A 24899-nucleotide genomic window follows, 5' to 3' on the forward strand; every position below is an offset into this window, starting at 1 on the left:
GGGTGCGGGGTGCGGGGTGCGGGGTGTGGGCATGCGCCGCACCCCGCCTCCCGTTACGCCACGTTGGCCGCGCGAACCACGGCGGCGAGGCTCGCCCCGAGCACCGAGGGGGACGTCCCCGCGGCCCAGCCACTGCTGCGCGCTGAGCGGTATTCGATCAGCGTGAGCGCCTCACTTCCCGCGCCCGATCCCACGCTGGTCTGGTGCAGGCCCAGCACTTCCAGTGCGACCCCGCGCTCGCCAAGCGCCGCCACGAGTGCCGCAACCGGGCCGTCGGCGTGCGCCTCGTGCCTACTCGCCACCCCGTCGACGGTGATGTCGACGCGCGTGTGGGATCCCGCGGCGGAGTCTCCGGACTCGTGCCCGGTGAGCGCGACCCGCGGGCTGGAAGAGTCGGGACTCGAAGCAAGGAACTCCCGTCCGAAGATCCCCCACAGCGCAGCGGCGTCGACCTCGGTGCCGTGCTCGTCGGTGTGCGCCTGCACGCGGCGCGCCAGCTCGATCTGGAATCGGCGCGGCAGCTCGATCCCGTATGTGGCTTCGAGCAGGTACGCGATTCCGCCCTTGCCGGACTGCGAGTTGACGCGGATCACGGCGTCGTAGCTGCGCCCCAAATCCGCAGGGTCGACGGGCAGGTACGGGACCCGCCACTCGAGCGCTGACTCGGCAACTCCGGTGGCCGCGGCGCGTTCGCGGTGTTCGGCGAAGCCCTTCTTGATGGCGTCCTGGTGGGTGCCGCTAAACGCGGTGTGGACGAGGTCCCCAACATAGGGGTGGCGGGGGTGGATCTCGATCCGGTTCGCGTGTTCGACGGTGCGGCGGATCTCGTCGATGTCGGAGAAATCGATCATCGGATCGACGCCCTGTGCGTGTAAATTCAACGCGAGGGTCGCGATGTCGACGTTGCCGGTGCGCTCACCGTTGCCGAAGATGCACCCCTCCACGCGCTGCGCGCCCGCGAGTACCGCGAGTTCGGCGCAGGCGATCCCCGTCCCGCGATCGTTGTGCGGGTGCACCGAGAGGATCACGCTGTCCCGCCGCGCGAGGTTTCGGTGCATGTATTCGATCTGGTCGGCGTACACGTTGGGGGTCGCGATTTCGACAGTGGCGGGCAGGTTCAGGATGACGGGCCGATCCGGCGCTGCATCCCACAGCGTGGTCATCGCGTCGCACACGTCGAGCGCGTAATCGGGCTCGGTGAGGTTGAACACCTCCGGCGAAAACTCGAAGCGGACGTTCGGCAGATCGCCGGCAAAGTCGAGTACGTCGCGTCCGCCGGAGAGAATCAACTCGGTGAGCGCGTTGCGATCCTTCCCGAGTACCGTGTCCCGCCACGTCGGTGCCGTGGCGGTGTACATGTGGATCACTACGGGGTTCCGGATCCCGCGGATGGACTGCACGGTGCGCTCGATGAGGTCGCGGCGCGCGGGGGTGAAGACGACGATGGTGACGTGCTCCGGCGCGATGTCGCTGTCGGCAATGAGCCGCACGAAGTTGTAGTCAGTTTGTGAGGCAGAGGGGTAGCCGACCTCGATCTCGGTGTACCCCATCGCGACCATGAGTTCGAAGAATCGCCGTTTGCGCGCGGGGTCCATGGGTTCGGCGAGGGCCTGGTTGCCGTCGCGAAGGTCCACGGGTACCCACAGCGGCGCCTCGGTGAGCTTGGCGCTCGGCCAGGCGCGCTCGGTGAGCGGAATGTCGACGCGCGAGTAGGCGTCGCGGTAGCGGTGTGACGGCATTGCCGAGTGGCGTTGTTGGTTCCAGTGCGGCGCGTGCGCTGGGACCGGGCCGTCGGGGGTGCGGATCCCGGGGAAGGGTGTGGTGGTGGACGCGGTGATGGTCATGGGGGTGCTCCTCTGGCTGGTCAAGTTGACCGGCACGTCAGACTCCACGACGGGGGGCCGGTCGGTCAGGCCCCGTCGTGGCGGAGAAGGAGGAGAGCGCGCAATCGCATGGGTGAAACCGTAGCACAACTCCTCAGACAAGTTGAGGAGTGATACGGTGGAAGGCCAATCACTCGACCTCACGGGAGCCCAGATGACGCAGCTGCGCCGAGCCCCGCTCGCGGATCAAGCCGCCGAGCTCCTACTCGCACGTGTCCGCGCGGGGGAATGGCAGCTCGGCGAAAAGCTTCCGGGGGAGACAACGCTCGCCCCGCAGCTTGGCGTCGGGCGCTCCACGGTGCGCGAGGCGATCCGGCAGCTTGCGGGGCGCGGGGTGCTCGCCTCCCGGCAAGGCGCCGGGGTGTTTGTGACCGCGCTCGACGCGCGCGAAGACTGGGATGCCGTGCTGCTGCGCGCGGACATTGTCTCGGTGATCGAGGCACGCGCCGCGATCGAAACAGAGGCCGCAGCCCTTGCCGCGGAACGGCGCACGCCCGCCGACCTGCGCACGATCCGGCGCGCGCTGACGCACCGAGCCGTGCACCGCACCGACCTCGGCGACCACGTCGACGCCGACACCGCGTTTCACCGCAGCATCGTGGCGGCCGCGCACAACCCGATCTTGCTCGAACTCTTCGACGGCTTCACGCCGCGCGTGCGGCAGGCGATGATCGAAATGCTCCGGATTCGTGTCGCTTTTGGGAGTGACGCCGACCATGATGCCCACATCGACCTGGCCGACGCCGTCGCCGAGCGCGATACCGTGCGCGCGTCCGCGCTGAGCCGTGACCACCTGCGATCCCTGAAAGAGAACCTCGCATGACCCAGCTGTCTCCTGCACTGACCGACGCCTGTGGTCTCCCGCCAGCGGTGATCGAGCTCGAAGAAGTTGCATTCCGCCGCAACGGGAATGACATCCTGGGTGGGGTGAGCCTCACCGTGCGTGCGGGCGAACGTTGGGCCTTGCTCGGCCCGAACGGTGCAGGCAAGAGCACGATCCTGGGCTTCTGCGGGGCGCAGACTCACCCGAGTGGGGGCACCGTGCGAGTGCTCGGTCAGACACTTGGCCGAGTGGATCTGCAGGCGCTCAGGCACGAGATTGGGCACGTAAACCCGCGCCATCCGCTCTCCTCGCCCCTCACTGTGCATGAGGTTGTGCTGACCGGTCTGACCGCAACGATCGAGCTCCCGATGCGCTGGGCCCCGACACCCGAAGACATCGCGCGGGCGGATGCCGTGATCGAGACCGTCGGTCTGGCACACCGCCGAGACGCGCGCTGGCCGACAATGTCCCAGGGTGAGCGCGGCCGCGCGCTGATTGCACGCGCCCTTGTCTCCGAACCGCGGTTGCTGCTCCTCGACGAGCCGACGACGGGCCTTGACGTGGCCTCCCGCGAGCAATTCCTGGAGACAGTCGACGCGCTTGCGGTACGCGAGCCTGAACTCACCACGATCCTCGTGACACACCACCTCGAAGAACTCCCCGAGACCACTACCCACGCGATCGCGATCTCGCACGGGGCGGTCGTTGCGGCCGGGGTCGTAGACGAGGTCGTGACCACCGACGTGATCTCCCGCGCCTTCGAGCACCCGATCCGAGTCACGAAGGAAGATGGCCGCTGGGCGGCGCGCGCCGAGCGCATCCCGCAGCCGGTCCTGGCCGGGTAGGCCCAGGCTCTGTGCCCGTGCGGTTCCTCCGGCAACTTCGCCCGGGGTGGGTGTGGCTGCTACCCTGATGCGCATGGGTATGTCAGATAGTGCGCTCCGGGCGGGGCGTCATCTTCCGTTCCGCGGTCGCTGCGCCTAGCGGCGCGCCCGCGTACACCGCCGCGCCGCCCCCGAGTTGACCTTGCACCTCGGCCGGGCCGCTTCGCGTACCCTCAGGGTCCGCACGCCCACGGGGTGCTCCGCATCATCTTTCTGGAGCGCACCCATGCCTCGCACGACTCCGTCTCCGCACGGCGGCCGCCACGAACTCGGCCAAAACTTCCTCATTCACACCCCCACGCTCGACCTCATTGAGCAGCTCGCACGCCGCACCTCGGGGCCGATCCTGGAGATCGGTGCCGGTGACGGTGCCATTACTCGCAGGCTTGCAGCCCTCGGCCGCCCGCTTGTCGCGCTCGAACTCGATGCGCAGCGTGCTGAGGGCCTGCAGCGCGCGCTCCCGGAGGTCGATGTTCGGTGTGCCGATGCTCTTCGCACCAGCCTGGACGCCTCAGTGCTTGTGGGGAATATCCCCTTTCATCTGACTACCCCGATTCTGCGCCGGATCCTCCGTACCCCGCACTGGAGGCAGGCGATCCTGATCACCCAGTGGGAGGTCGCACGCAAGCGGGCTGGCGTGGGTGGGGGCACTCTGCTGACCGCCCAGGTTGCCCCGTGGATTGCGTGCACCCTCGCGGGACGCGTTCCGGCCCGAGGCTTCAGACCGTCGCCCAGCGTCGACGGCGGCATTCTCACCCTTGAGCGCCGGACGGAGCCGCTGGTTCCAGCAGCGCAGCGTGCCGCGTACGCCGAGTTTGTGCGCCGCGTGTTCACCGGTCCCGGGAACGGGCTGGCGCGCGTCTTGGGCCGCGCGACCGGGATCGGGTCGGCTGCGGTCAGCGCCGCAATGCGGGAGGCCGGCATTCCCAACCGTGCGCGGCCGAGGGATCTCGCACCGCAGCAGTGGGCCGGGCTCTGGCACGGCCTGGCAGCCCGCCCCCAAACTTCTCGTCGAGGGGACGCACTTCGGGGTCACACGTCGTGATTGACCCCGAAGTGCGTCCCCTCGGCAGCGCGCGCGACGAGGGGAGGGGCTCGGACCCGGGAACCGGGTCCGGGCCTGGATCTCGAGGCCGCGGCTACCGTCGCGTCGCGTCCTCGACCTCGCCGATGAGTTCTTCGACGATGTCTTCCAGGAAGAGCACCCCGGTCGTGGCACCGTCCGCGTCGGTCACGCGAGCGAGGTGGCTGCCACTTCCTCGGATCTGGGCGAGGGCGTCCTCAAGTTCCGCGTGCTGCGCGACGACGCTGAGTGGTCGCAGCAGATCATCCGGGATGGGGCGTTCGCGATCCGCCAGCGTGTTCAGTCCCAGCACGTCCTTGAGGTGCACGTAGCGGGTGGGGGTGCCCGCAGCGTCCGCCACGACAAAGCGGGAGAACCCGTGCCCCGCGACCGCGCGCTGCACGTCCCGCGGCGTGGCGCCGTGGGGGAGCAGCACGAGGGACGCGAGCGGCAGCTCGACATCCGCGACTGTCTTTTCCGTGAACTCGAACGCGGCAGACACCGTGCCCGAATCGTCAACGAGCGTGCCCTCGCTTGTGGATTGCGCCACGATATTCGCGACCTCGTCGAGCGTGAACGCGCTCGTAGCCTCGTTCTTCGGTTCCACGCGGAAGAGGCGCAGGATCCCATTGGCGGCCCAGTTCAGCGATCGGATCAGCGGGCTGACCACGCGCGAGACGAACACGAGCGGTGGCGCGAGGATCAGTGCGGCACGATCCGGCACTGAGAAGGCCATGTTCTTCGGGATCATTTCCCCGAACACGACGTGCAGGAACGTCACGAGGATCAGGGCGATCGCGAAGGCCACGCCCGTCACCATTCCCGGGGTCAGCCCGGTCCACGCCAGCGGAACCTCCAGCAGATGCTTGATCGAGGGTTCGGAAACGTTGAGAATCAACAGTGAGCACACGGTGATGCCAAGCTGGCTTGTCGCGAGCATCAGCGTGGCGTGCTCCATGGCCCACAGCGTTGTCTGTGCCGCGCGACTGCCCGCTGCGGCGCGTGGCTCTATTTGGGAGCGGCGCGCGGAGATCACAGCAAACTCGGCCCCCACGAAAAACGCGTTGACGGCGAGCAGTACAAACAGCCACACGAGGCCGGGGATGTACTCGCTCATCGGGTGCGCTCCTGGGGTTCGGTGGTGCTGGGCGTGCGGACTTCCCCGGCGGTGCCGGGGTCGGTGTGCGGGGTCGCTGGCAGGTAGCGGAGCTGCTCAATCCGGGCCCCGTCGAGGCGCTCAATCCGGAGCTTCCCGTTGTCGAGGGGAACCTCCTCGCCGAGTTCGGGAACACGTCCCAGTGAGTGCAGCACAAAGCCGGCGACCGTCTCGTACTCGGCGCTCTCGGGCACGTCTATCGCGGCGCGTGCGTGGAGTTCGTCCGGCCGGAGCCCGGCGCTGAAGAGCACTGATTCCGGCTCGAAGATCACGTCGGTGGCAAACTCTGCTGGATCGTCGTGCTCGTCGAGCAGTTCTCCGAGCAGTTCCTCGACCAGGTCTTCCAGGGTGACGATGCCGGCGGTCCCGCCGTGTTCGTCGACGACGACCGCGATTTGGTAGCCGCGGCCCCGGAGCGTCCCGAGCAGGCTGCCCACTCCCGCGGTTTCGGGGACACGGAGCGGTGCGGTGGTGAGGGATGTCACTGGGGTGTCGGCTCGTCGGTCAAAGTCGACGCCGTAGGCGGTCTTGACGTGTGCGATCCCGATCACGTCGTCGATCCCCGTTCCCAAAATTGGGAAACGCGAGTGACCGCTGCGCTGAGCAGCTGCGATCACGTCCTCGGCGGAGGCCGTGCCCGGCAACGTGACGACGTCGACGCGGGGCGTCATAACGGCATCGGCGGTGTGTGTTGAGAAACGCAGCGTGCGCTCCAACATGCTGGCGTCGTCGAGATCGAGCGACCCCTCGGTCGCGGAGCGCCGGATCAGGTAGCCGAGCTCTTCCGCGCTCCGTGCTGCGGACAGTTCCTCCTTCGGTTCGATTCCGAACGAGCGGATCACCCGATTCGCGGTGCCGTTGAAAAAGAGGATTACTGGCTTGAAGATAAAGGTGAAGGCAAGCTGGAACGGCACCACGAACTTCGCGGTCGCCAGCGGCACGGCGAGCGCAAAGTTCTTGGGCATGAGCTCGCCGATGATCATGGAGAACAGTGTGGCGAGCACAATCGCGACGACGGTGCCCACACCGGGCACGAGCCCCGCGGGGAGGCCAATGCTTTCCAGCGGTGCGCGCAGCAGCGCACTGATGGCGGGCTCAAAGGTGAATCCCGCGAGCAGTGTGGTCAGCGTGATGCCCAGCTGCGCGCTCGACAGGTGAGTCGATGTGACGCGCAGCGCAGAGATTGTGGGGCCGAGGCCCTTTTCGCCCCGGGAGCGGCGTCGTTCCAGCTCGGAGCGGTCGAGATTCACAAGGGCAAACTCGGACGCCACGAAGAACCCGGTTCCCACGGTCAAAACGACGCCCGCGAGGATGCCCCACAGCTCGGAACTCAATGCTCACCCCGCAGTCGAACCGAAGCCGTCGGTCGTGTCGAGGTGAGCCGGGGTCTATGACCAGAAGAATCGTCCATGCTTCGATTCTAGAAAAATGCGCCGCCCCGAGAACTGTGATTTCGCCGGGAGTGCGGGGCTGTGATCAGGAGATCCGGGGGAATTGGGTCACCGTTCCGCCGTGGGGGCGGCGAGCTCGGCCACGGCAGCAGCGATCCTGCGCTCCCGGGTCTCTACCCGCTTCGCGTCTGAGATCCCGCGAACGAGCTCCTTGCGTCGGGTGAAGGCGAGCGCATCAAAAGCGGCCCGCGCGCCTGGCGCAGCGTCGAGCGCCGCGGCAAGTTCGGGAGGGACGTCTACGGTGCGTTCAGCGGCGTCGAGTGCAATCTCCGCCTCGATGGTGTCGCCGATTTCGACGCCCAACTCACCACGTGCTGCCTTCGAGAGGCCAATGAGGTTACTCCCGCCCATCCGCGCCAATCGAAGCCGTGCCGTCCGTCCGGCGATTGTGACGCGCACGGCAGCTCGGGCACCGCCGCCAAGCTCAGCCACCTGGGAATCGCTGAGTTCGAGCGCGGTAGCGGGACCGACAGGCTCGAGCGTTGCGTGAATGCGGAGGGTCATGCGGGGAGCGTAGCAGCCCGTCCGGACTCCTCACCCCCTCCAGGTTTACTGTACGCCTCGGAGATTCTCGAGTTCGCCGGAGATTTTTCGGGGATTGCGTCCGTTTCCTCGTGAATCTCCTGCGGCTCCGTGAACGCGGAGCTGGGGAGGCTCGCGTGAGCGGGTGCCGGATCCGTGTACGTGCGGTGCGCCGAGGGGTACAGTGTGGGCATGTGCGCAAGCTATGGGCTGGGCGGCGGCCCGCATGACCTCGAGCTCACCTTCGACCTGCCGCCGATGCACGAGCCGGAAAGCCGGGCCCTGCTTGCCGAGTGGGCACGGCAGCACCGCAGCACGGCGCGAATTACGGGCCGCAACGCCCGCAACCTCAACCCGCTGATCCATGCCGGATTTGGGGCACCGCGCGTGGATCTCGCCTGGTGGTGGCTGCACGTCGGCGGGGTACCCGCGAAGTTTTCGGCGTTCAACGCCCGCGAGGATACGCTCGCGACGAAGTGGCGGGACCCGTTGCAGCGCCGGGCAATTATTCCGGCGAATTGGTACATCGAGAAGGGTCACACCTTCGCCTTGCCCGGAGACGAATTGTTTGGGATCGCCGCGATTGTCACTCCGTTCACGCAGGCCGATGGGAGCACGCTCCTGAGTTACGCGATGGTCACTCGGGCCGCCGAAGCGGAAGCGGCCACGGTGCATCCACGGATGCCGCTGATCCTGGCGCGCGAATCGCACGCCGAGTGGCTAGACCCGCAGCGCCCAGGGGATCCCGCGCTGGTGAGCGAGATTGTGGCCGCGTCAGAGCCGCTCGCAGAATCCGCGCTGGTGATCGCCGAACCCGCCGCCTGAGCTGCGCCCCGACCCAGTCGACCAGGACACGCGAGCCGCACCCGGCGATAGTCTGAATCGACAGCATTTTTGGGGGCGTTTCCCGCGCCCGGGGAAGGACAGCACACATGGAGCAGGATCAGACAGCTTTCGAGGCGGGCATCCGCGCGACCGTTGCCGAGCAGTTCCCGCGGACGATGTCGGATCTCGCCGACCTCGTGCGGATCCCGTCAGTCTCGTGGCCCGCGTTCGACGCTGCGCACGTGGCGCACAGCGCGGACGCGATCGCTGCGCTGCTGCGCGAATCGGGGGTGTTCGACACTGTGGATGTGCGCCGCGCACCCATCGGTGACACCGAGGAGATGGGCCAGCCCGCCGTGGTGGCACGCCGTGAACCGAAGAACGGCCGCCCCACGGTGCTGCTGTATGCGCACCACGACGTGCAGCCTCCGGGGAAGGACGAGGACTGGGATTCCCCGGCGTTTGAACCGGCCGAGCGGAACGGCCGCCTCTATGGCCGCGGCGCGGCTGACGATAAGGCTGGCGTGATGTCGCACCTGGGCGCGATCCGCGCGTTCGCGGCTGCGGCCGAGGCGGCCGGCACCGACATGGATCTCGGGATCGCCCTCTTCATCGAGGGCGAGGAGGAGTGGGCGTCGCAGTCGTTTGGGAACTTCCTGCGCGAGAACCGGGACCTGCTCGCCGCGGACGCGATTGTCGTCGCCGACTCGAGCAACTGGGACACCGAGACTCCGGCACTGACTGTCGCACTGCGCGGTGCGGTCGCCTTCAACCTGCGGGTGGACACGCTGGATCACGCCTCGCACTCCGGGATGTTTGGCGGGGCGGTTCCGGACGGCATGCTTGCCGCCGTGCGCACCCTGAACTCCCTGTGGGACGCGGAGGGCGCGGTGGCGGTGCCGGGCCTCGTCACGGCGGATCTCGATCTTCCCGAGTACGGGGAGGAACGGCTGCGTGAGGAGGCGGGCCTCCTGGAGGGTGTGACTTCGATTGGGCGCGGCGCGATCCTCTCACGGCAGTGGGCGCAGCCGGCGATCACGCTCACCGGTATCGATGCACCCGACGTGGCGAACGCCTCGAATACGCTGATCCCCGGTGTGCGCGTGCGGGTGAGCGCCCGGATCGCGCCGGGGCAGGATCCCGCAATAGCGTACGCCGCGATTGAGGCGCACCTGCGCGCGAACGCGCCCTTCGGGGCACACCTGAGCTTCGAAGATCCGGACTTCGGCCAGGCGTTCCTCGTGGACACGAGCGGTTGGGCCGTCTCGGACGTGCGCGGCGCGATGGCGGATGCCTGGGAGAAGGAACCCGTGGACATTGGGGTGGGCGGGTCGATCCCGTTCATCGCGGAACTTGTTGAGGAATTCCCGGGTGCGCAGATCCTGGTCACGGGTGTGGAGGATCCGGACGGCCGCGCGCACAGCCCGAACGAATCGCTGCACATCGAGTCGTTCCGGAAGTCCGTGCTGACCGAGGCGTTGTTCTTGGCTCGGCTGAACGCGCGACAGCTCTAGGGCGACAGCTGGAGCTCAGCAGCATGAGCGCCGGGATCACCGGAAATGCGTATGGCCCCCGAACCGCTGAGGTTCGGGGGCCGTGTGCGTGAGGCAGAGGGTTACTCGCGGTGCGCGCCCGGCGCCTCGGGAGATGCCGGTGCGGGCGGGGTTGCCACGGCAGCGGGTGCCGCAACGGCCTGTGCGCGGAGCAGATCGCGGATCTCGACGAGGAGTTCCTGCTCGGTTTCGGCCGCGGGCTCGTCCGGATCCGCTGACTTCGTGGTTGCGTCGCGCAGCCGGTTCATCGGCATGACAAATACGAAGTAGACCACCGCGGCGACAATGAGGAAGTTCAGAATCGCGCCGATGAGCGCACCGAAGGCGAGCGATCCGCCGCCCGGCAGCGCGACGACGAGGGCCCCATCGAGCGAGTCCGCCTTGAACACCATGCCGATGATCGGGTTGATGAGTGCGTCAACAACCTTCTGGACCACGGCATTGAACGCCGCACCAATGACGACCGCGACGGCCAGATCAACGACGTTGCCGCGGAGCAAAAACTCCTTGAATCCCTTGAACATACGTACTCCCTCCCTGAAGTGTCTGTGCACTACGTTAGTGGCCGCCGCGGTCCCAGCGCGAGCACGGCGCGCGTGCCGGGCCCGAACGGCTCGGGCACCGCGGCTGGGCTGCGGGGTGTCAGGGACCCTAAGAACGACACCTAGTCGGGGCTGAACTCGCTGCGTGTCAGGGTGTTTCCCACGCTGGAGGCCTGAACCTGGAACGTGACTGTGTCGGGGAGGTAGCGGTCCTCGCCATATTCGATGGGGCGCCCGCCACTCGTGAAGCTTGTGCGTCGCACCCGCAGCAGCGGGCTGGACCGACGGACCCCGAGCAGTGCCGCATCGGCGCTCGAGGCAGGTACCGCGTCGATCGCGTGGTCTGCGTGCGCGGTTGTAATCCCGAATTGGCGCTGCATCACGTCGACTACCGAGGACTCGTCGGCCGGGATGACGCTGATGTGGTCCGTCATCCACGCGGGGTATGTGGTGCGTTCCAGCATGACGATGCGCCCATCGAGGGTGCGCGTTCGCGTGACCCGCAGCACCGCATTACGGGCCAAGACGCGCAGCTTGCGGGCCTCGAGCGCGGTCGCCGCACCCGGTTCCGAGGCGTGCACGAGGCCACCGGGCGTCATACCTTTGCTGCGCGCCCACTGCGCAAAGGAGCGCAGCTCCACAAAGCTCTGAGTGTGCAGTGTGGACTGCACGATCCATCCGGCTCCCTGTACCGGGGTCAGCATGCCGCGATCCGCGAGGCCGGCGAGTGCGTTGCGGATCGTGCCGCGGGCAACGCCGTAGCGCTCTGCCAGTTTCGTCTCGGAGGGGAGAGCCGTGCCAGCGGCAAACTCGCCGTCGACGATCCTGGCGAGGAGGTCGCGCAGGATCTGGCGATGGGAGGTGGTGGGTGCGGTGCTCACCGGGCCAGCGTACGGGTGCTGGGCGATCTGCGTGCGCGGCGAGTGGACAGGAGTTCGCAGTTGTCCTGCCCTCGTGGGGAATCTCACCCAAGCGTTCACGGCCAGTTCATATGCCCGTTCGGTGCTGCTCACCCGGGGCGGCCGTAATGAACGGGTGAACATCGCATCCCCCGCGCTCTCCGCGGAACTCATCGACATCCTGTCCACGGCCGTGGACCACGTTTTGGCACCCACGCGCCTGGCGGTGCTCTGCGACATGGACGGCACGCTGCTCGACACCGAAGCCACCTGGCTCGACACAGTCAGGGCCACGTTCGCGGCGGTCGGGATCACGGCGTCGGCGGAACTCGTCGCCAGTCTGGAGGGGGCCACGACCGAACAGGCCAGCGCCCGGATCGTGGCTGAGCTTTCCGGCACCCCCGTCGATCACGAGACTGTCGCCGCGCAGCTTGAGGCCCAGTCCCTCGCGGCGATGGAGGGCAACATCCGCTGGTGCCCGGGCGCGGAAGAACTCTTGCGCTCGCTCGATGCGGCAGGAGTCCCGCTCGTGCTGGTGACGAGCTCGTCCCGGCGCTGGGTCGAGGCCGCCGCCCGCCACGTTGACTTCTCCCTGTTCATGCACACAATCAGCGCCGACGACGTGACGCATACCAAGCCGGATCCGGAACCCTATCTCCGCGCCGCCGCACTCTTGGGTCGCGCTCCGGAGGAGTGCGTCGTCCTTGAAGACTCCGAAGTGGGCCTGCGCGCGGCCCTTGCGGCGGGCTGCACCAGCGTGCTTGTCCGCGCAGACGGCGCGAGCTGGGGTGCGCATGCCCACGAGCTCGTGCCAGGCCTGCGTGGCACCGATGCCGCCTGGGTCCGAGCCGTGGCGGAGCGCCATGCCCGTCCGCTCACCCCTTGATCTGATCTGTCCACTCGTTCACACCCGTACGCACCACCACCCATTGAAAGGCACACCCGTGAATACATCACTCCGCCGCGGCCTCGCGCTCGTCGCCGGTCTTTCGCTCGTTGGCACGCTCGCCGCGTGCTCCCCGGCCGCCGAATCGGCCGATGCCGGTGCCGCGCCGGCCGGCTCTGCCGAGGGCTTCGCGAAGGACGAGAACACCCTGGTTATGGGTATGGTCCCGGACCAGCAATCGGTTGAGAGTAACTTCCAGCCACTTGTCGATTACATCTCCGCGAAGACTGGCAAGGAGGTCGAGCTTGTGCAGTCGACCGACTACGCCGCTCTTGTCGAGGCTTCCATCGCGGGCCGGATCGACATTGGCAATTTCTCCGGCTTTACCTACGTTGCCGCCACAAATGGTGGGGCACCTCTCACCCCGATCGGGGTCACCGTGACGAGCGAGGGTGCGGAACCCGGTTACGAGTCACTGACTGTGGTCCCCGCCGGATCCGACATCACGAAGATTGCGGATCTCAAGGGGAAAAAGGTCTGCTTCGTGGATCCCGGATCCACCTCCGGGTACCTGTACCCGAGCGCGGAGTTGCTGAGCGCGGGCCTCGACCCCGAGAGCGACGTCACCCCGGTATTTGCGGGTGGCCACGACGCGTCCGCACAGAAGACCGCGCAGGGTGTCGAGTGTGACGCGGGCTTCGCGGAGGATGCGGTTGTTGAAACGACTGGTATTGCCGACGGGTTGTTCGCCGAGGGCGACCTCACCGTCATCAACAGGGTCACGGTGCCGGGTGCTCCGCTCGTGATGTCGACAAACCTGCCGAAGGACGTGCAAGAGTCGCTCAAGGACTCGCTGCAGAACATCACGATCGACCAAATCGCAGCGGAGGGGATCGAAGTGACCGACTCTTTCAGGGCGTTCTTCACGGAGATCGTCCCTGTCGAAGACTCGTACTACGACAGCGTGCGCAAGGTCTGCGAAGAGACCGGCGCCGCGCAATGCAAGCCGTAGCCTGCGGTTGACCCACCCGGGAGGTCCGACGCCGCACTGGGGTGCGGGCTTCCCGGGTCACCCGGATCGGTCTCTGACATCGGCCTGGCACCGATCTAGCAGCGATCCAGCACCGATCCCGCAGCGATCTGCATCCCATCCGAACTCTCCTCACCCTGCCCCGACCCCAAGGAGCACACCCCATGTCTGACACCCCGGCAATCAAACTCACCGACGTCTCGAAACAGTTCGGGCCCACCACGGCCCTCGACACAGTCTCGCTCAGCGTGAGCGCGGGGGAGATCGTGGTGCTGCTGGGGCTCTCCGGATCCGGCAAGTCGACCCTGCTGCGGCACCTCAACGGACTGGAAACCGCGAGCGCCGGTGACGTTTCGGTATTCGGAGCCTCCCTGGCGGGCGCGCGCGGTGGGCAACTGCGCGGGATCCGCCGCCGGATCGGGTTCATCTTTCAACAGTTCGAGCTTGTGGGCCCGAGCTCGGTGCTCGAAAACGTGCTCACGGGCGCGCTCGCCACACTGCGTGGCCCGCGCCTGGGGCTTCTCAGCTACCCGCGCAGACTGCGCGTGCGCGCGCTCGAGCTCCTCGCAGAGGTGGGCCTCGAACACGTCGCGTTTCAACGTGCCGATACGCTTTCGGGCGGGCAGCAGCAGCGCGTCGCGATCGCGCGGGCCGTGATGCAGGATCCCGAGATCCTGCTCGCCGACGAGCCTGTCGCCTCCCTCGACCCCGAGTCTTCACAGCAGGTGATGGCGCTGATCCGAGAGATCGCCGAGCGGCGCGGCCTCACCGTCGTGTGTAGTCTGCACCAGGTTGAGCTCGCGCTCGCGTGGGCCGACCGCATCGTCGGGCTCCGTCACGGCCGTGTCGTGCTGGATCAAGACGCGGGCACCCTCGACGCCGACTCCGTGATGCAGGTGTATCGGCAAGTCGCCGTGGATGAGCCCGAGCCTGCGCTCGGGAGGTTGGATCCGCGCTCCGAGTTCACCCATGACCGCGTGGGCCAGAGCGCGCGCGAGTTGAGCGGGGCGCACGCGTGAGCGGTACGACCGCCGTACGGCCGGCGGCTCCGCGTGTCGGCAGGCCACTGGCGACGCTCCCCACACCGAGTCGGAACGGGGTTGTTGCAGCCACGCTATTGCTCGCGTTGCTCGCGGCAGGCCTCGTGTCGTTCCGTGGCGTCGGACTCTCGTGGGAACAGTTTGTGCGGGGCACGGAGTACGCCGGACAGTTCCTCGCCCGCACCGTGCCGTTTGTGTGGCCCACCGTGGGGGAGACGCTGTGGCTCAGCGCGCTGACCCTCGCTATCGTCTTCTGCGGTACCGCGCTCGCCGCGGTGCTCTCGATCCCCGTCGCGTATCTCGCTGCCCGCAATACAACCCCGGGCCGTGCCAGCGGCGTGCTGGGCCGGTTCTTGGGTGTCACCACCCGGGCCGCACCCGACGCGATCATGGCGATGATCTTCGCCCTCGTGATCGGGCAGGGCGCGCTCGCCGGAGTGCTCGCGCTCGGGATCCACTCAATTGGCATGATCAGTAAGCTCACGGCCGACGCGATCGAGCAGATCGACAACGGCCCCGTCCGCGCGCTCCGCGCCACTGGGGCAAGCCGCGCCCAACAGTTCTGGGGCGGGGTCTGGCCGCAGGTGCTGCCCGCGTACATCGCCATCGTGCTGCACCGCGCCGACATCAATCTCCGCGTCTCGGTGATCCTCGGCTTCGTTGGAGTGGCCGGGCTCGGTCAGCAGCTCAGCCACGCAATGCAGACGCTGAACTACCGCGAGGCCATGCCCTTCGCGATCATCATTTTTGTGCTGTGCGTGGCCTTCGAAATCGTGTCCGCGCTGATCCGGCGCTCGCTGCTCGGTGCGCAGCCGGCGGGCCGGAGCATTGCACACCGCCTGGTGCGGCGTTTCACCGCAGACCCGGCCGAGGCGGTGGGCGCGGCGCGTGCGGTGGCGACCCGCGAAGCCCGGGTGCGCCACGGTCGCGCGGGTCGCATTCCCTGGACGCCGGATCGGCTGCGCCAAGTGGGCCTGATGTGGGGAACCGCGGCGGTGCTGTCGGCGTCCGTGGTGATCGCCGCAACCCAGGGGAGTAGCTTTGCGTACTTCTGGAAGAACCTCGGTATTGCGGCCGCGCGGTTGTGGCCGCCGTCCCTCGCACAAGAAAAGTGGGGAGATGTGCTCCTTGCGCTCCTCGAAACCGTGCAGATCGCCTTCGCGGCGACCCTATTTGCGGTTGTGTTTTCCGTGGTGATCGGGGCCTTCGCTGCACGCAATGTGGCCCCGAATTCAGGGGTCCGCGCCGGGGCGCGGCTGACGCTCATCGCGATCCGCGGCTTGCCTGAACTGCTGCTCGCGCTGTTTTTCATCATTCTCACGGGGCTGGGATCCGGCGCGGCCGTGCTGGCGCTGGGGATCGGTGGCGTCGGCCTGCTCGGCAAGCTCGTCGCGGACTCACTCGAAGAAGTGAACCCGGGCCCAGAACGCGCGCTCACCGCCGTGGGGGCGACGCGCACGCAGGTGTTCGCGGGGGCGACGTTCCCGCAGGCGGTACCCGCGTTCGTGGGGCACACGCTGTACCTGTTAGACACGAATATCCGATCGGCCACTGTGCTCGGCATCGTGGGCGGTGGCGGGATTGGGTACATGCTCTCGAGCGCGGCCCGAATCAACCAGCACGAGCTGCTGTTCCTGCTGCTCTGCGTGCTCGTGATCGTGTTCCTTGTGGAGGGCCTTTCCTCCTGGCTACGGCGCCTGCTCGCCTAGCGCAGGAACGTCCGAGGCCCCGCACGGTCATTCCGTACGGGGCCTCGGGCGCTCAGGCGTGGGACTGCGGGTTAGGCGCAGGCGTAGCTGTCCTCGAAGAGTACCGAGGAAAAGTCTCCGAGCACGGCGGTGAAGTCTGCGTCGCTCGTGAGGATCGCGGGATCTTTCGTGAACTCGGCGAACTTCTGGTAGACGTCCTGGTGGGGGCTGTCGACCTTCGCGAGCGCCGTATACGCCGCGATTTCCTCGGGCGAGAACTCGATCTCGTTCGGGTTGCTCTCGGTCTCGAGGGCTGTGGTCAGCGCGGCGCAGAACTCGGGCGAGCGCTCAATATCGGCCGTCGCAGAGTCGAGGGAGAGGTCGCCGCTCTCGGGCAGCGACGACTCGAGCTCGGCGGTGGCACCGTCGAGCTGGCTCAGCGAGCTCGAGACCGAGGTGCTGGCGGTCTGGGCAGCGACGCCGATGATCACGAACATGAAGATCATGCCGATGATCGAGGCAGCGAGGCTCACGTAGCCAATGATCGTGCCGGCGAGCGCCAGGCCGCGACCGCGTTCACCGGTGCGCTTGATCTGGCTGAGTGCGATGTGGCCGCAGATGATGCCGACAATGTTGAACAGGATGCCGCCGACGAGCGCGATGATCGCGAGCGTGTTCATGGGGGGCTGCTGCGGCTGGGTCCCGGGGTACGGCGTGCCGCCGTACGGTGCACCCATCGGCGGTTGGTCAGCCGGCGGTGCCGGGGGAGCGGCCGCGTAGGCGGGTGGGGCTGCGGTGTACGCAGGCGGCGCAACGGGGGTCTCGGGGGCAGATTGAGGGGCCGCGGGTGCCGCGGGCACTGCCGGCGTTGCGTCTGCGGCGGGCTGATCTGCGGTGGGCTGAAGCGGCGACGACGGGGTCGGCTGCGACGACTCGGGACCGGGGAGGTTCGGGTCGGACATGAAGAATAGGCTCCTTGGCAAGGATTGAGACGGGCAGGATCCTGCCGTGTGACGACGTTGCAGGTGGATCCGGGCGCACACCGATCGCGGGTGGCACCCGCCCATTGTAGTGACGGCAGCCAGGTGACCTGAAGCCCGGGATGGCCTAGCGTGGAAGCTATGGAGTTTCTTGGAAGCCAGCCCACGGTCGATCTCACTTATGCAGACGTGTTTCTCGTTCCGCGCCGTTCCGCGGTCACCAGCAGGCTCGACGTGCAGCTGCGTCCAGAAGACGGCACACCCGCAACGTTGCCACTTGTTGCGGCCAACATGAACTCGGTCACCGGGCCGAGGCTGGCGGCGGTGCTCGCGCGCCGGGGCGGGCTTGCGGTGCTGCCGCAGGACCTCGCGCTCGCAGACACAGAGGCGGCAATCCGCTGGGTGAAGGATCAGCCTGTCGCGGTGGACTCACCGATTGTGCTCGCATCGGAAGCGACAGCCGCGGATGCGCTGCGCTTGATCCCGCGCGCGCCGGGACAGACAGTTGTGGTCGCGGATCGCGGGAGTGACGATGGAGCTGCGGGGCGGGTCCCGGTGGCCGGCCTGCGCGGAATCCTGGCGGCGGAGCGCCTGGCGGCGGTCCCCGCTGATGCGCGGCTGGGTGACCTGCTCCACGGCACTCCGGCACTGCTTGAGCTTGCCGATCTCGACGATGCTCGCGTGGCGTTCGACCGCGTCGTCGCGGCGACCGCGGCGGGGGACGGGGCAGACGGAAACGATAGCCCGGCTGCGGCGGAGGCGGTGGGAGTGATCGCGGGCGAGTGGCTCGTGGGAACGCTTTCTCGCCGCTCGGCGCTGCGTCGCACGATCTACGCCCCGGCGGTCGATCGCGATGGTCGCCTCGCCGTCGCCGCCGCCGTCGGCATCAATGGGGATGTCGCCGCCAAGGCCCGCGCCCTTGTCGCTGCGGGCGCCGATGTGCTTGTTGTTGACACCGCCCACGGCCATCAGGAGAGCATGCTGCGGGCGCTGCGCACGATCGGTGGGCTGGGACTGGGGCTCCCGATCGTTGCGGGCAACATCGTCACCGCCGACGGCGTGCACGATCTTGTTGACGCGGGGGCCACGATCCTAAAGGTGGGAGTTGGCCCTGGGGCGATGTGCACCACCCGCATGATGACCGCCGTGGGGCGGCCGCAGTTCTCCGCGGTGCTTGAGACGGCGTCCGCGGCGCGGGATCTTGGCGCGCACGTGTGGGCTGACGGTGGGGTCCGGTACCCGCGCGATGTGGCGCTCGCACTCGCGGCGGGTGCCGCCTCGGTGATGATCGGATCCTGGTTTGCAGGCACCGCCGAGTCTCCGGGTGAACTGCTGACTGACGCGGACGGGCACCAATACAAGGAATCGTGGGGCATGGCCTCCACGAAGGCGGTGCAGGGGCGGTTTGGTGGACTCGACGCATACGAGCTCGCGCGCAAGGAGCTCTTTGCCGAGGGCATCTCGTCTTCGAAGATTCTGCTCGATCCCGCGCGCCCCGGTGTGGAGGACCTGCTCGACATGATCACCTCCGGCGTGCGTTCCTCCTTCACCTACGCGGGCGCAACCTCCCTTGCGGAGTTCCATGCCCGCGCCCGGGTCGGACTGCAGTCCGCGGCGGGCTATGAGGAAGGCAAAGCGCTGCCGGTGAGCTGGTAGCAGCGGGGCACCGCAGCACGTGCGGGATCGAGCCGCTTGCCGGTCCCGCACGCCTCCCGCATACGCAGCCGAATAGACTGGGTGCGGCACCAACGACGAGGAGCAAAGTTGAAGTACATCTCGACCCGCGGCGGCATGGCCCCGGCACCGTACAGCGCGATCCTGCTGGAAGGGCTCGCCACCGACGGCGGCCTGGTTGTTCCAGAGACCGTTCCACAGCTGAGCGCCGCAGACATTGAGGCACTGCGCGGCCTGAGCTACCCCGAGCTGGCCACGGAAATCCTGAGCCGCTACGCCACCGATATCCCGCGCGAGGACCTCGCGGCCATGTGCGCCGCAGCCTACAGTGCCGAGAAATTTGTCGCCGAGGAGATCGTCCCGCTCACCGCGATTGACGACGAGATCACGCTCGTTGGCTTGTCTGAGGGGCCGACGCTGGCCTTCAAAGACATGGCGATGCAATTCCTGGGACAGGCACTCGAGTACGTACTCGCCCGAGCCGACCGCAGTCTCAACATCCTGGGTGCGACCTCCGGCGACACCGGATCCGCCGCCGAGTACGCGCTTCGTGGCAAGGACGGCATCGCGGTGTTCATGCTGTCGCCCCAGGGTCGCATGAGTGATTTCCAGCGCGCGCAGATGTACTCGCTGACCGATGAGAACATCCACAACATTGCCGTCGAGGGGGTGTTCGATGACTGCCAGAACCTCGTGAAGGAACTCTCAGGCGACCTTGACTTCAAGCGTGCGCACGCGCTCGGCACCGTGAATTCAATCAACCTGGGCCGGATCAGCGCGCAGATGGTGTACTACTTCTGGGCGTGGCTGCGGGCCAGCGACGCCGTTGCCGAGGCGGATCGCGCAAGCTTCGAGATTTCGGTCACGGTGCCGTCGGGCAACTTTGGCAATATTCTCTCGGGCCACCTCGCGAAGGCCATGGGGCTGCCGATTCGGCACCTCGTACTCGCTGCGAACGAGAACAACGTCCTTGACGAGTTCTTCCGCACCGGCATGTACGCCCCCCGCAGTTCCGCTGAAACCTACTTGACGTCGAGCCCGTCGATGGACATTTCGAAGGCCTCGAACATCGAACGCTTCATTTTCGACCTGCTGGGCCGGGATCCCGAACGGCTCTCCGCGGCCTGGGCGGAACTCGCCGAGACGGGCCGCATCGACCTCACCGCTGAGTTGCCTCGCCTCCACGGCGAGTTCGGCTTCCAGAGTGGGACAAGCACCCACGCCGATAGGGTCGCAACAATCCGCGACGTCCACGCTGCGAGCGGGATCATCATTGATCCCCACACCGCCGACGGCGTGAAGGTGGCGCGCGAGCACGTTGAGCCCGGTGTTCCCATGCTTGTGCTCGAAACCGCGAAGCCCGAGAAGTTCCCGGAGATCGTGCTCGAAGCGACCGGCACGCAGCTCGGGATGCCGGAGCACCTCGCTGACCTGCTTGAGCTGCCGCAGCACGTGGTTGAGATGGGCGACGATGCGGCACAGCTGCGCGAGTTCATCGCTGCGCGCGCCGTGCGGGCGTAGACTCCGACGCACAACCACACACTCGACCCACGGGGGAGGCCACGTGTTCGGACGACGTAATTCGCGCGAGATGGAGTACCGGATCGCCATTCTCGAGCGGCACACCGGGGCCGCCAAGTCTGGGCGGTCGGCAGGAACGCCGCCACCAGCCGCGTTAGGACGGCGCGGATTGTGGGCTGACGGATTCGGCAAGATGGCGACCCGTTCGCTACAGATCATCATCGTGCTCGCACTCACCGCCGTGGTCATTCTCGGGCTTCGGAGCCTGAGTACCGTGGTGATCCCGATCCTGCTTGCGCTCATCCTCGCCTCGACGTTCTCGCCGGTCATGCGGTGGCTGCGAGATCGCAACGTTCCCTCGGTCCTCGCGACCGTGATGGTGCTGCTTGCGGTCGTGCTTATTCTCACCGGCGTCGGCTGGTTGATCGTCTGGGCCGTGCGAGATGAGTGGGACGAGCTTGCGACGCAGGCCCAAGACGGCTTCACCCAGGTCCTCGATTGGGTCCAGACCCTGCCGTTTGCTCCGAGCGCCGACCAGATCTCCGAGTGGCAGGACACCGTTGTCGACTTCGTGACAAGCTCACAGTTCGGATCGGGGGCACTCGCCGGGGTCGGGGCTGTCACCGGCTTCGTGACGGGGCTTGTCCTCATGGTCGTTGTGCTGTTCTTCTTCTTGAAAGACGGCCCGCAGATCTGGCGCTTCCTGCTCCGCCCGTTCACGGGGAACGGACTCGCACGTGCGGAACGCGCTGGCGACAAAACCGTGGCGACACTTGGCTCCTATGTACGTGGCACCGCCGCGGTGGCCGCCGTCGACGCCATCGGCATCTGGATCGGCTTGATGATCCTGCAGGTGCCGCTCGCACTGCCCCTGTCTGTACTCGTTTTCATGCTCGCGTTCATCCCGATCGTGGGTGCGACCCTCGCCGGCATCCTCGCCGCCCTCGTCGCGCTTGTCGCGAACGGGCCAGTGAGCGCGATCCTCGTCGTCGGAGTCGTCGTGCTTGTGAACCAGCTCGAGGGCAACTTCCTGCAACCCGTCCTGATGGGGCGCGCGCTGAAGTTGCACTCGCTGGTGATCCTGCTCGCACTGACAATCGGCACGGTGCTGAGTGGCGTGCTGGGTGCGGTGCTGGCGGTGCCGATCGCGGCCGTCGCCTGGGGCATCATCCAGGTGTGGGACGGGCCTAATCTCCCCGCCAAGTGGTTCCGGCCGCGCGAGGCGCGCGAATAGCGGGTCCGCCCGGGCGTCACTCGTGGTGCGGCCCGGGCGGTGCGCTACTCTGGCAGCGAGCGCGGCGGTTGCCGCCGTGACTGACGAAGGAGTGTCATGCGGTTCCTGTTCCAGATCCTTACGCAGATTGTGCTCGGCGCGATTGCGCTCATCGTGATCCACTTCACGCTCCCGGGAGTCACGCTGCACGTCGCCGGCTTTTTTGTCGCGCTCGGTGTCTTCACGCTCGCACACGCTCTCCTCGGCCCGTTTGTGCTGAACATCGCGCAGCGCTACGCCGCACCGCTGGCGGGCGGGGTCGGGCTTGTCGCGACGGTGCTCGCGCTCTGGGTCGCGACCCTGTTCCCGAACGGGATCCAGATTCAGGGGCTCGATTCTTGGGTGCTTGCGCCCATCATCGTCTGGGTGATTACGGCGCTCGGTGGCTGGATCATCATGGCTTTTGTCGTTGACAAGCGACTCAAGCGTCGGGCAGCCGCGAAGCTGATGGGAGCGAAGCACTGACCTCTCGCCCTGATCCGGCACCGACCCCGATTCTTGCCGCAGACGCGGTGGGGGTGGAACTCAGCGGCGCGACGCTCTTGCCCGAGACCTCGTTTGCGCTGCTCCCCGGCCGCTGTGCTGCGGTACGCGGCCCGAATGGTGCGGGGAAGACCACCCTGTTGCGCGTGCTCGCTGGACGGCTCCGTCCCACAAGTGGTCGGGCCACGCTGTTCGAGCGGCGTCTCGACGAACGAGCCCGCACCGTGCGGCAGCACGTTGCGGCCCTGATCGAACCGCCGGTGCTGTACCCCGATCTCACGCTGCGCGACCAGATCGCACTGATTGTTGGTGCCTGGGCGGGCGCGGCGGCTCGACCCGATGTGCGGCCCGCGGCCTGGCCCGGCCTTGGCGAGGAGGCGATCGACCGCTTCGAGATCCGGCACCTCGAGACTCGTTTCCCGCACGAGCTCTCGAGTGGACAACGCCAGCTCGTCTCGCTCGCGGTGACGTTCGCCCGGCCCGGGAGTGTGCTGCTCCTCGACGAGCCAGAGCAGCGGCTGGACCCTCACCGGCGGGGCCTCCTTGGCGACGCGATCCTCGCGGCGCGTGAATCGGGTGTCGCGGTTGCGTTCGCCTCGCACGACGCGGAACTCGTGGCCCGGGTTGCCGACACGTCCCTGCACGTCGGGGGCGCGGCGGTGTGAGGCGCGGATCGCGAGCCCTGCTGTCTGGAGGGTCCCTCACCGGGCTTCGGGCTGTCCGCGCGATCCGGCGCGCCCGCGGCGAGCAGCTCTCCGCGGGCGACGTGAGCTACCGGATTTACCTCGCCGTGATGCTCGGGATCACGGTGGTCGCGCCGTTCGTGCGGACCCTCGTTCTGGGGCTGGCCCCGGCGCTGCCCGAGGTGGCCACGGCGCATGCGTCGACGCTCGCCGCAGCGCTGACGCTGCTCACCGCGGGGGCGGTGCTCTTGGGAGGCCACTTCGGGCCCGCTCGTGCCGGGCTGCCGCAGCTCGACCTCCTGTTCACGACGCCTATCCCGCGCGTTCGCCTGCTTACCGGGGTGATCCTGCGCTGGTTCGGCACCGGGATGCTGCTCGGTGCACTCGCCGGGGGCATCGTCGCCGTGGCGCTGCTCCTGTCCGGGACGCTCGGGTGGGGGACCGGGCTGGCCCTCGTGGCAGCCGGGACGTGCCTCGGCGCGATCCTTGTGGCCGCGCAGCTCCTCGGCCAGCGCGGGCCGGGTACCCGCGCGTGCATCGCGGGCGGCCTGGTGCTCCTCGCTGGGGCGCAGCTTGTCGCGGGCGGAGGCGGCGAGGCCGACGCGGGGACACCCAACAGCGCGGTGCTGACCGGGGGCGGCCCCGACGCGCTGGGCGGTTCCGCCCCACTCGCGGACCCGTGGTCGGCGGTCGCGCGCGTGCTCGTCGCCGCGGCTCGCGAGGTGCAGTCGGGAGCGCTGGGCGCTGAGGCGGGCGCGGCGCTCGGGGGAGTGACTCCCGGCGATCTGCTCCTGCTCGCGATCGTGGCCCTCGCGCTCCTCGTCGCGGCGTTTCCCCTGGCGAGTGGTTTCCCGCGAGAACTGCTGCGCGCGCAGGCGGCGACCTGGGACAGCGCGAGCACGCTTGCATTGAGCGGCGACCCGAGCGCCGCCGTCGCCCGGTTTGGAGTGCCGGTTCGTTGGGGCCGCCGGCTGCGGCTCGTCCACCCAGGCCGTCCGGCTGGCGCGCATCGGCCGGTGGCGCTCCTGCTGCGGCGCGACCTGCTCGGGATCCTGCGCGCGCCCGGGCGCAGCCTCGTCGCGCTGCTCGGCGTGGCCACAGCGGGCGCGTTGTGGGCGGCCGCGGTGGGCGTGCCGCGCGGGGTCGGGGGAGCGGCGCTGCTTGGCGCGCTCGCACTTGTCTGCGCGCTGTGGGCGCTGGGCCCGTGGTGCCGCGGCATCGCGGCGGCGGCGGGCGGCTCCGGATCCCCGCCGCTCTTCCCGTTTTCCCCGGCCGGGCTGATCCTGCGTCACGCGGTGGTCGCACTCGGTCTCGCCATGCTCGTGACAGTGCTCGCCGGGCTGGCATTCGTGGTTGTGGGAACCGCGTCTGGTGCCCCCGATGTTTCACTCGTCCTCGCAACCGCGCCGCTGTTCGCCGTGGCAGCCGTGGTGCTCCGGGTTGCCGGGGCGTTGAAGGGAACGATCCCGCTTCGGCTCTTGGCCCCGGTGCCCACCGCGGCGGGTGATCTCTCCGCGGTCAACGTCTTCCTCTGGTCGATCGACGGCCCGGTCGTCGCCGTGCTTGCCGGAGCGGCGCTGGGCGCGATGTGGGCTGCCGCCTCCGGGACTGGGCTGCTGCTCGCCCTGCTCGGGTCGCTCGTGCTGCTCGCCGGGCTCGGGGGATGGGCCTGGTCCCGCCTCACCTCGGGCACCGAAGCCGCGGCGCACTAGCGTGCGTGCGTGCCCGACCGGGCCCCTCCGAGCCGATCCTTGACGCCGAGGGGACGCAAATCGGGATAATTCGCGGGGCGGTTTCAGGTGGTGAGTGCAACACCCCTGAGGTACTCGTCTAGTGTCTCAGCCGGCGTCTTAAACCCCAACGTCTTCCGCGGGCGAGCATTCAGCAAGTCCTGCATCTGCTGGAGCTCGTCCTCGGACACGTTATTGAAGTTCGTGCCCTTGGGATAGAAATCCCGGATGAGTCCGTTGAGGTTCTCGTTCGAGCCCCGCTGCCAGGGCGAGTGGGGATCACAAATAAACACCGGGATCCCCGAATCGA

The 24899-nt window shown here is 67.9% G+C and carries 24 protein-coding genes; 15 read left to right on the top strand and 9 right to left on the bottom strand.

Annotated elements, in window-relative coordinates; all coding sequences use genetic code 11:
* Positions 1-53 precede the first annotated feature (53 nt).
* Positions 54-1739, bottom strand: a complete 1686-nt coding sequence (locus FM113_RS15580; RefSeq protein ID WP_254909047.1) for a 2-isopropylmalate synthase — start codon at positions 1737-1739, stop codon at positions 54-56.
* A 298-nt stretch (positions 1740-2037) separates the two neighbouring features.
* Between FM113_RS15580 and FM113_RS15585 the strand changes: the two genes are divergently transcribed.
* The 3 genes from FM113_RS15585 to erm all read left to right on the top strand — a co-directional run bounded on the left by FM113_RS15585 (position 2038) and on the right by erm (position 4635).
* On the top strand, positions 2038-2706 hold the full coding sequence (locus FM113_RS15585) for a FadR/GntR family transcriptional regulator (RefSeq protein WP_087015774.1): 669 nt from the start codon (positions 2038-2040) through the stop codon (positions 2704-2706).
* Positions 2703-3551, top strand: a complete 849-nt coding sequence (locus FM113_RS15590) for an ABC transporter ATP-binding protein (protein WP_087015755.1) — start codon at positions 2703-2705, stop codon at positions 3549-3551. The genes FM113_RS15585 and FM113_RS15590 overlap by 4 nt, the downstream gene beginning before the upstream one ends.
* A gap of 265 nt (positions 3552-3816) precedes the next feature.
* Positions 3817-4635: a 23S ribosomal RNA methyltransferase Erm gene (gene erm, locus FM113_RS15595; RefSeq protein WP_087015756.1), complete on the top strand. Its 819-nt coding sequence runs from the start codon at positions 3817-3819 to the stop codon at positions 4633-4635.
* A 94-nt stretch (positions 4636-4729) separates the two neighbouring features.
* Here the strand turns inward: erm and FM113_RS15600 are convergent, their stop codons facing one another.
* The 4 genes from FM113_RS15600 to FM113_RS18000 form a co-directional block, all read right to left on the bottom strand.
* A complete protein-coding gene (locus FM113_RS15600) occupies positions 4730-5770 on the bottom strand; it encodes a hemolysin family protein (RefSeq protein WP_087015757.1) in 1041 nt (346 codons plus the stop codon).
* Entirely contained in the window at positions 5767-7143 is a 1377-nt protein-coding gene (locus FM113_RS15605; RefSeq protein WP_087015758.1) for a hemolysin family protein, read from the bottom strand. Before FM113_RS15605 ends, FM113_RS15600 begins: the two co-directional genes overlap by 4 nt.
* A 165-nt stretch (positions 7144-7308) precedes the next feature.
* Positions 7309-7764: a YdeI/OmpD-associated family protein gene (locus FM113_RS15610; RefSeq protein WP_087015759.1), complete on the bottom strand. Its 456-nt coding sequence runs from the start codon at positions 7762-7764 to the stop codon at positions 7309-7311.
* On the bottom strand, positions 7761-7976 hold the full coding sequence (locus tag FM113_RS18000; RefSeq protein ID WP_140393390.1) for a hypothetical protein: 216 nt from the start codon (positions 7974-7976) through the stop codon (positions 7761-7763). Before FM113_RS18000 ends, FM113_RS15610 begins: the two co-directional genes overlap by 4 nt.
* Here FM113_RS18000 and FM113_RS15615 point away from each other — a divergent pair.
* Together FM113_RS15615 and FM113_RS15620 are read left to right on the top strand one after the other, a co-directional pair.
* Positions 7975-8607 carry an SOS response-associated peptidase family protein gene (locus FM113_RS15615; protein ID WP_087015775.1) on the top strand — a complete coding sequence of 211 codons (633 nt, stop codon included), beginning with the start codon at positions 7975-7977 and terminating at the stop codon, positions 8605-8607. The two genes, FM113_RS18000 and FM113_RS15615, sit on opposite strands and share 2 nt — an antisense overlap.
* Before the next feature lie 107 nt (positions 8608-8714).
* Positions 8715-10121, top strand: a complete 1407-nt coding sequence (locus tag FM113_RS15620) for a dipeptidase (RefSeq protein WP_087015760.1) — start codon at positions 8715-8717, stop codon at positions 10119-10121.
* A 101-nt stretch (positions 10122-10222) separates the two neighbouring features.
* Here the strand turns inward: FM113_RS15620 and mscL are convergent, their stop codons facing one another.
* Positions 10223-10684, bottom strand: a complete 462-nt coding sequence (gene mscL / locus FM113_RS15625; protein ID WP_087015761.1) for a large conductance mechanosensitive channel protein MscL — start codon at positions 10682-10684, stop codon at positions 10223-10225.
* 140 nt (positions 10685-10824) lie between these two features.
* The gene (locus FM113_RS15630; protein ID WP_254909045.1) at positions 10825-11583 is read right to left on the bottom strand and encodes a GntR family transcriptional regulator; all 759 of its coding nucleotides are present in this window, start codon (positions 11581-11583) and stop codon (positions 10825-10827) included.
* 154 nt (positions 11584-11737) lie between these two features.
* Between FM113_RS15630 and FM113_RS15635 the strand changes: the two genes are divergently transcribed.
* The 4 genes from FM113_RS15635 (at position 11738) to phnE (ending at position 16266) form a co-directional block, all read left to right on the top strand.
* Positions 11738-12487 (top strand): HAD family phosphatase, encoded by a 750-nt coding sequence (locus tag FM113_RS15635; protein ID WP_087015763.1) that lies wholly within the window; start codon positions 11738-11740, stop codon positions 12485-12487.
* A 58-nt stretch (positions 12488-12545) separates the two neighbouring features.
* Positions 12546-13499: a phosphate/phosphite/phosphonate ABC transporter substrate-binding protein gene (locus FM113_RS15640; protein ID WP_176387260.1), complete on the top strand. Its 954-nt coding sequence runs from the start codon at positions 12546-12548 to the stop codon at positions 13497-13499.
* 182 nt (positions 13500-13681) lie between these two features.
* Positions 13682-14536, top strand: coding sequence for a phosphonate ABC transporter ATP-binding protein (gene phnC, locus FM113_RS15645; protein ID WP_087015765.1), 855 nt, complete (start codon positions 13682-13684; stop codon positions 14534-14536).
* Positions 14533-16266, top strand: coding sequence for a phosphonate ABC transporter, permease protein PhnE (gene phnE / locus FM113_RS15650; protein ID WP_087015766.1), 1734 nt, complete (start codon positions 14533-14535; stop codon positions 16264-16266). Before phnC ends, phnE begins: the two co-directional genes overlap by 4 nt.
* 71 nt (positions 16267-16337) lie before the next feature.
* Here the strand turns inward: phnE and FM113_RS15655 are convergent, their stop codons facing one another.
* On the bottom strand, positions 16338-17207 hold the full coding sequence (locus FM113_RS15655) for a DUF4190 domain-containing protein (RefSeq protein ID WP_176387261.1): 870 nt from the start codon (positions 17205-17207) through the stop codon (positions 16338-16340).
* 159 nt (positions 17208-17366) lie between these two features.
* Between FM113_RS15655 and FM113_RS15660 the strand changes: the two genes are divergently transcribed.
* From FM113_RS15660 to FM113_RS15685, 6 genes are all read left to right on the top strand, one after another.
* Positions 17367-18881, top strand: a complete 1515-nt coding sequence (locus tag FM113_RS15660) for a GuaB1 family IMP dehydrogenase-related protein (protein WP_087015768.1) — start codon at positions 17367-17369, stop codon at positions 18879-18881.
* A gap of 108 nt (positions 18882-18989) precedes the next feature.
* On the top strand, positions 18990-20420 hold the full coding sequence (thrC, locus tag FM113_RS15665; RefSeq protein ID WP_087015769.1) for a threonine synthase: 1431 nt from the start codon (positions 18990-18992) through the stop codon (positions 20418-20420).
* A gap of 43 nt (positions 20421-20463) precedes the next feature.
* Complete coding sequence (locus FM113_RS15670; protein WP_254909046.1) at positions 20464-21654, top strand: AI-2E family transporter; 1191 nt, start codon at positions 20464-20466, stop codon at positions 21652-21654.
* Positions 21655-21750: 96 nt separating this feature from the next.
* Positions 21751-22158, top strand: a complete 408-nt coding sequence (locus FM113_RS15675) for a phage holin family protein (protein ID WP_087015771.1) — start codon at positions 21751-21753, stop codon at positions 22156-22158.
* A gap of 53 nt (positions 22159-22211) precedes the next feature.
* Positions 22212-22841: an ABC transporter ATP-binding protein gene (locus tag FM113_RS15680; RefSeq protein WP_176387262.1), complete on the top strand. Its 630-nt coding sequence runs from the start codon at positions 22212-22214 to the stop codon at positions 22839-22841.
* Complete coding sequence (locus FM113_RS15685; protein WP_087015773.1) at positions 22838-24571, top strand: hypothetical protein; 1734 nt, start codon at positions 22838-22840, stop codon at positions 24569-24571. Before FM113_RS15680 ends, FM113_RS15685 begins: the two co-directional genes overlap by 4 nt.
* 83 nt (positions 24572-24654) lie before the next feature.
* Here FM113_RS15685 and FM113_RS15690 read toward each other — a convergent pair.
* Positions 24655-24899: IS30 family transposase (locus FM113_RS15690; protein ID WP_140393315.1), on the bottom strand; the 245-nt coding region annotated here is incomplete at its 5' end.

Origin of the sequence: Leucobacter sp. 7(1), from assembly GCF_900163635.1 — a bacterium.
GTDB lineage: Bacteria > Actinomycetota > Actinomycetes > Actinomycetales > Microbacteriaceae > Leucobacter.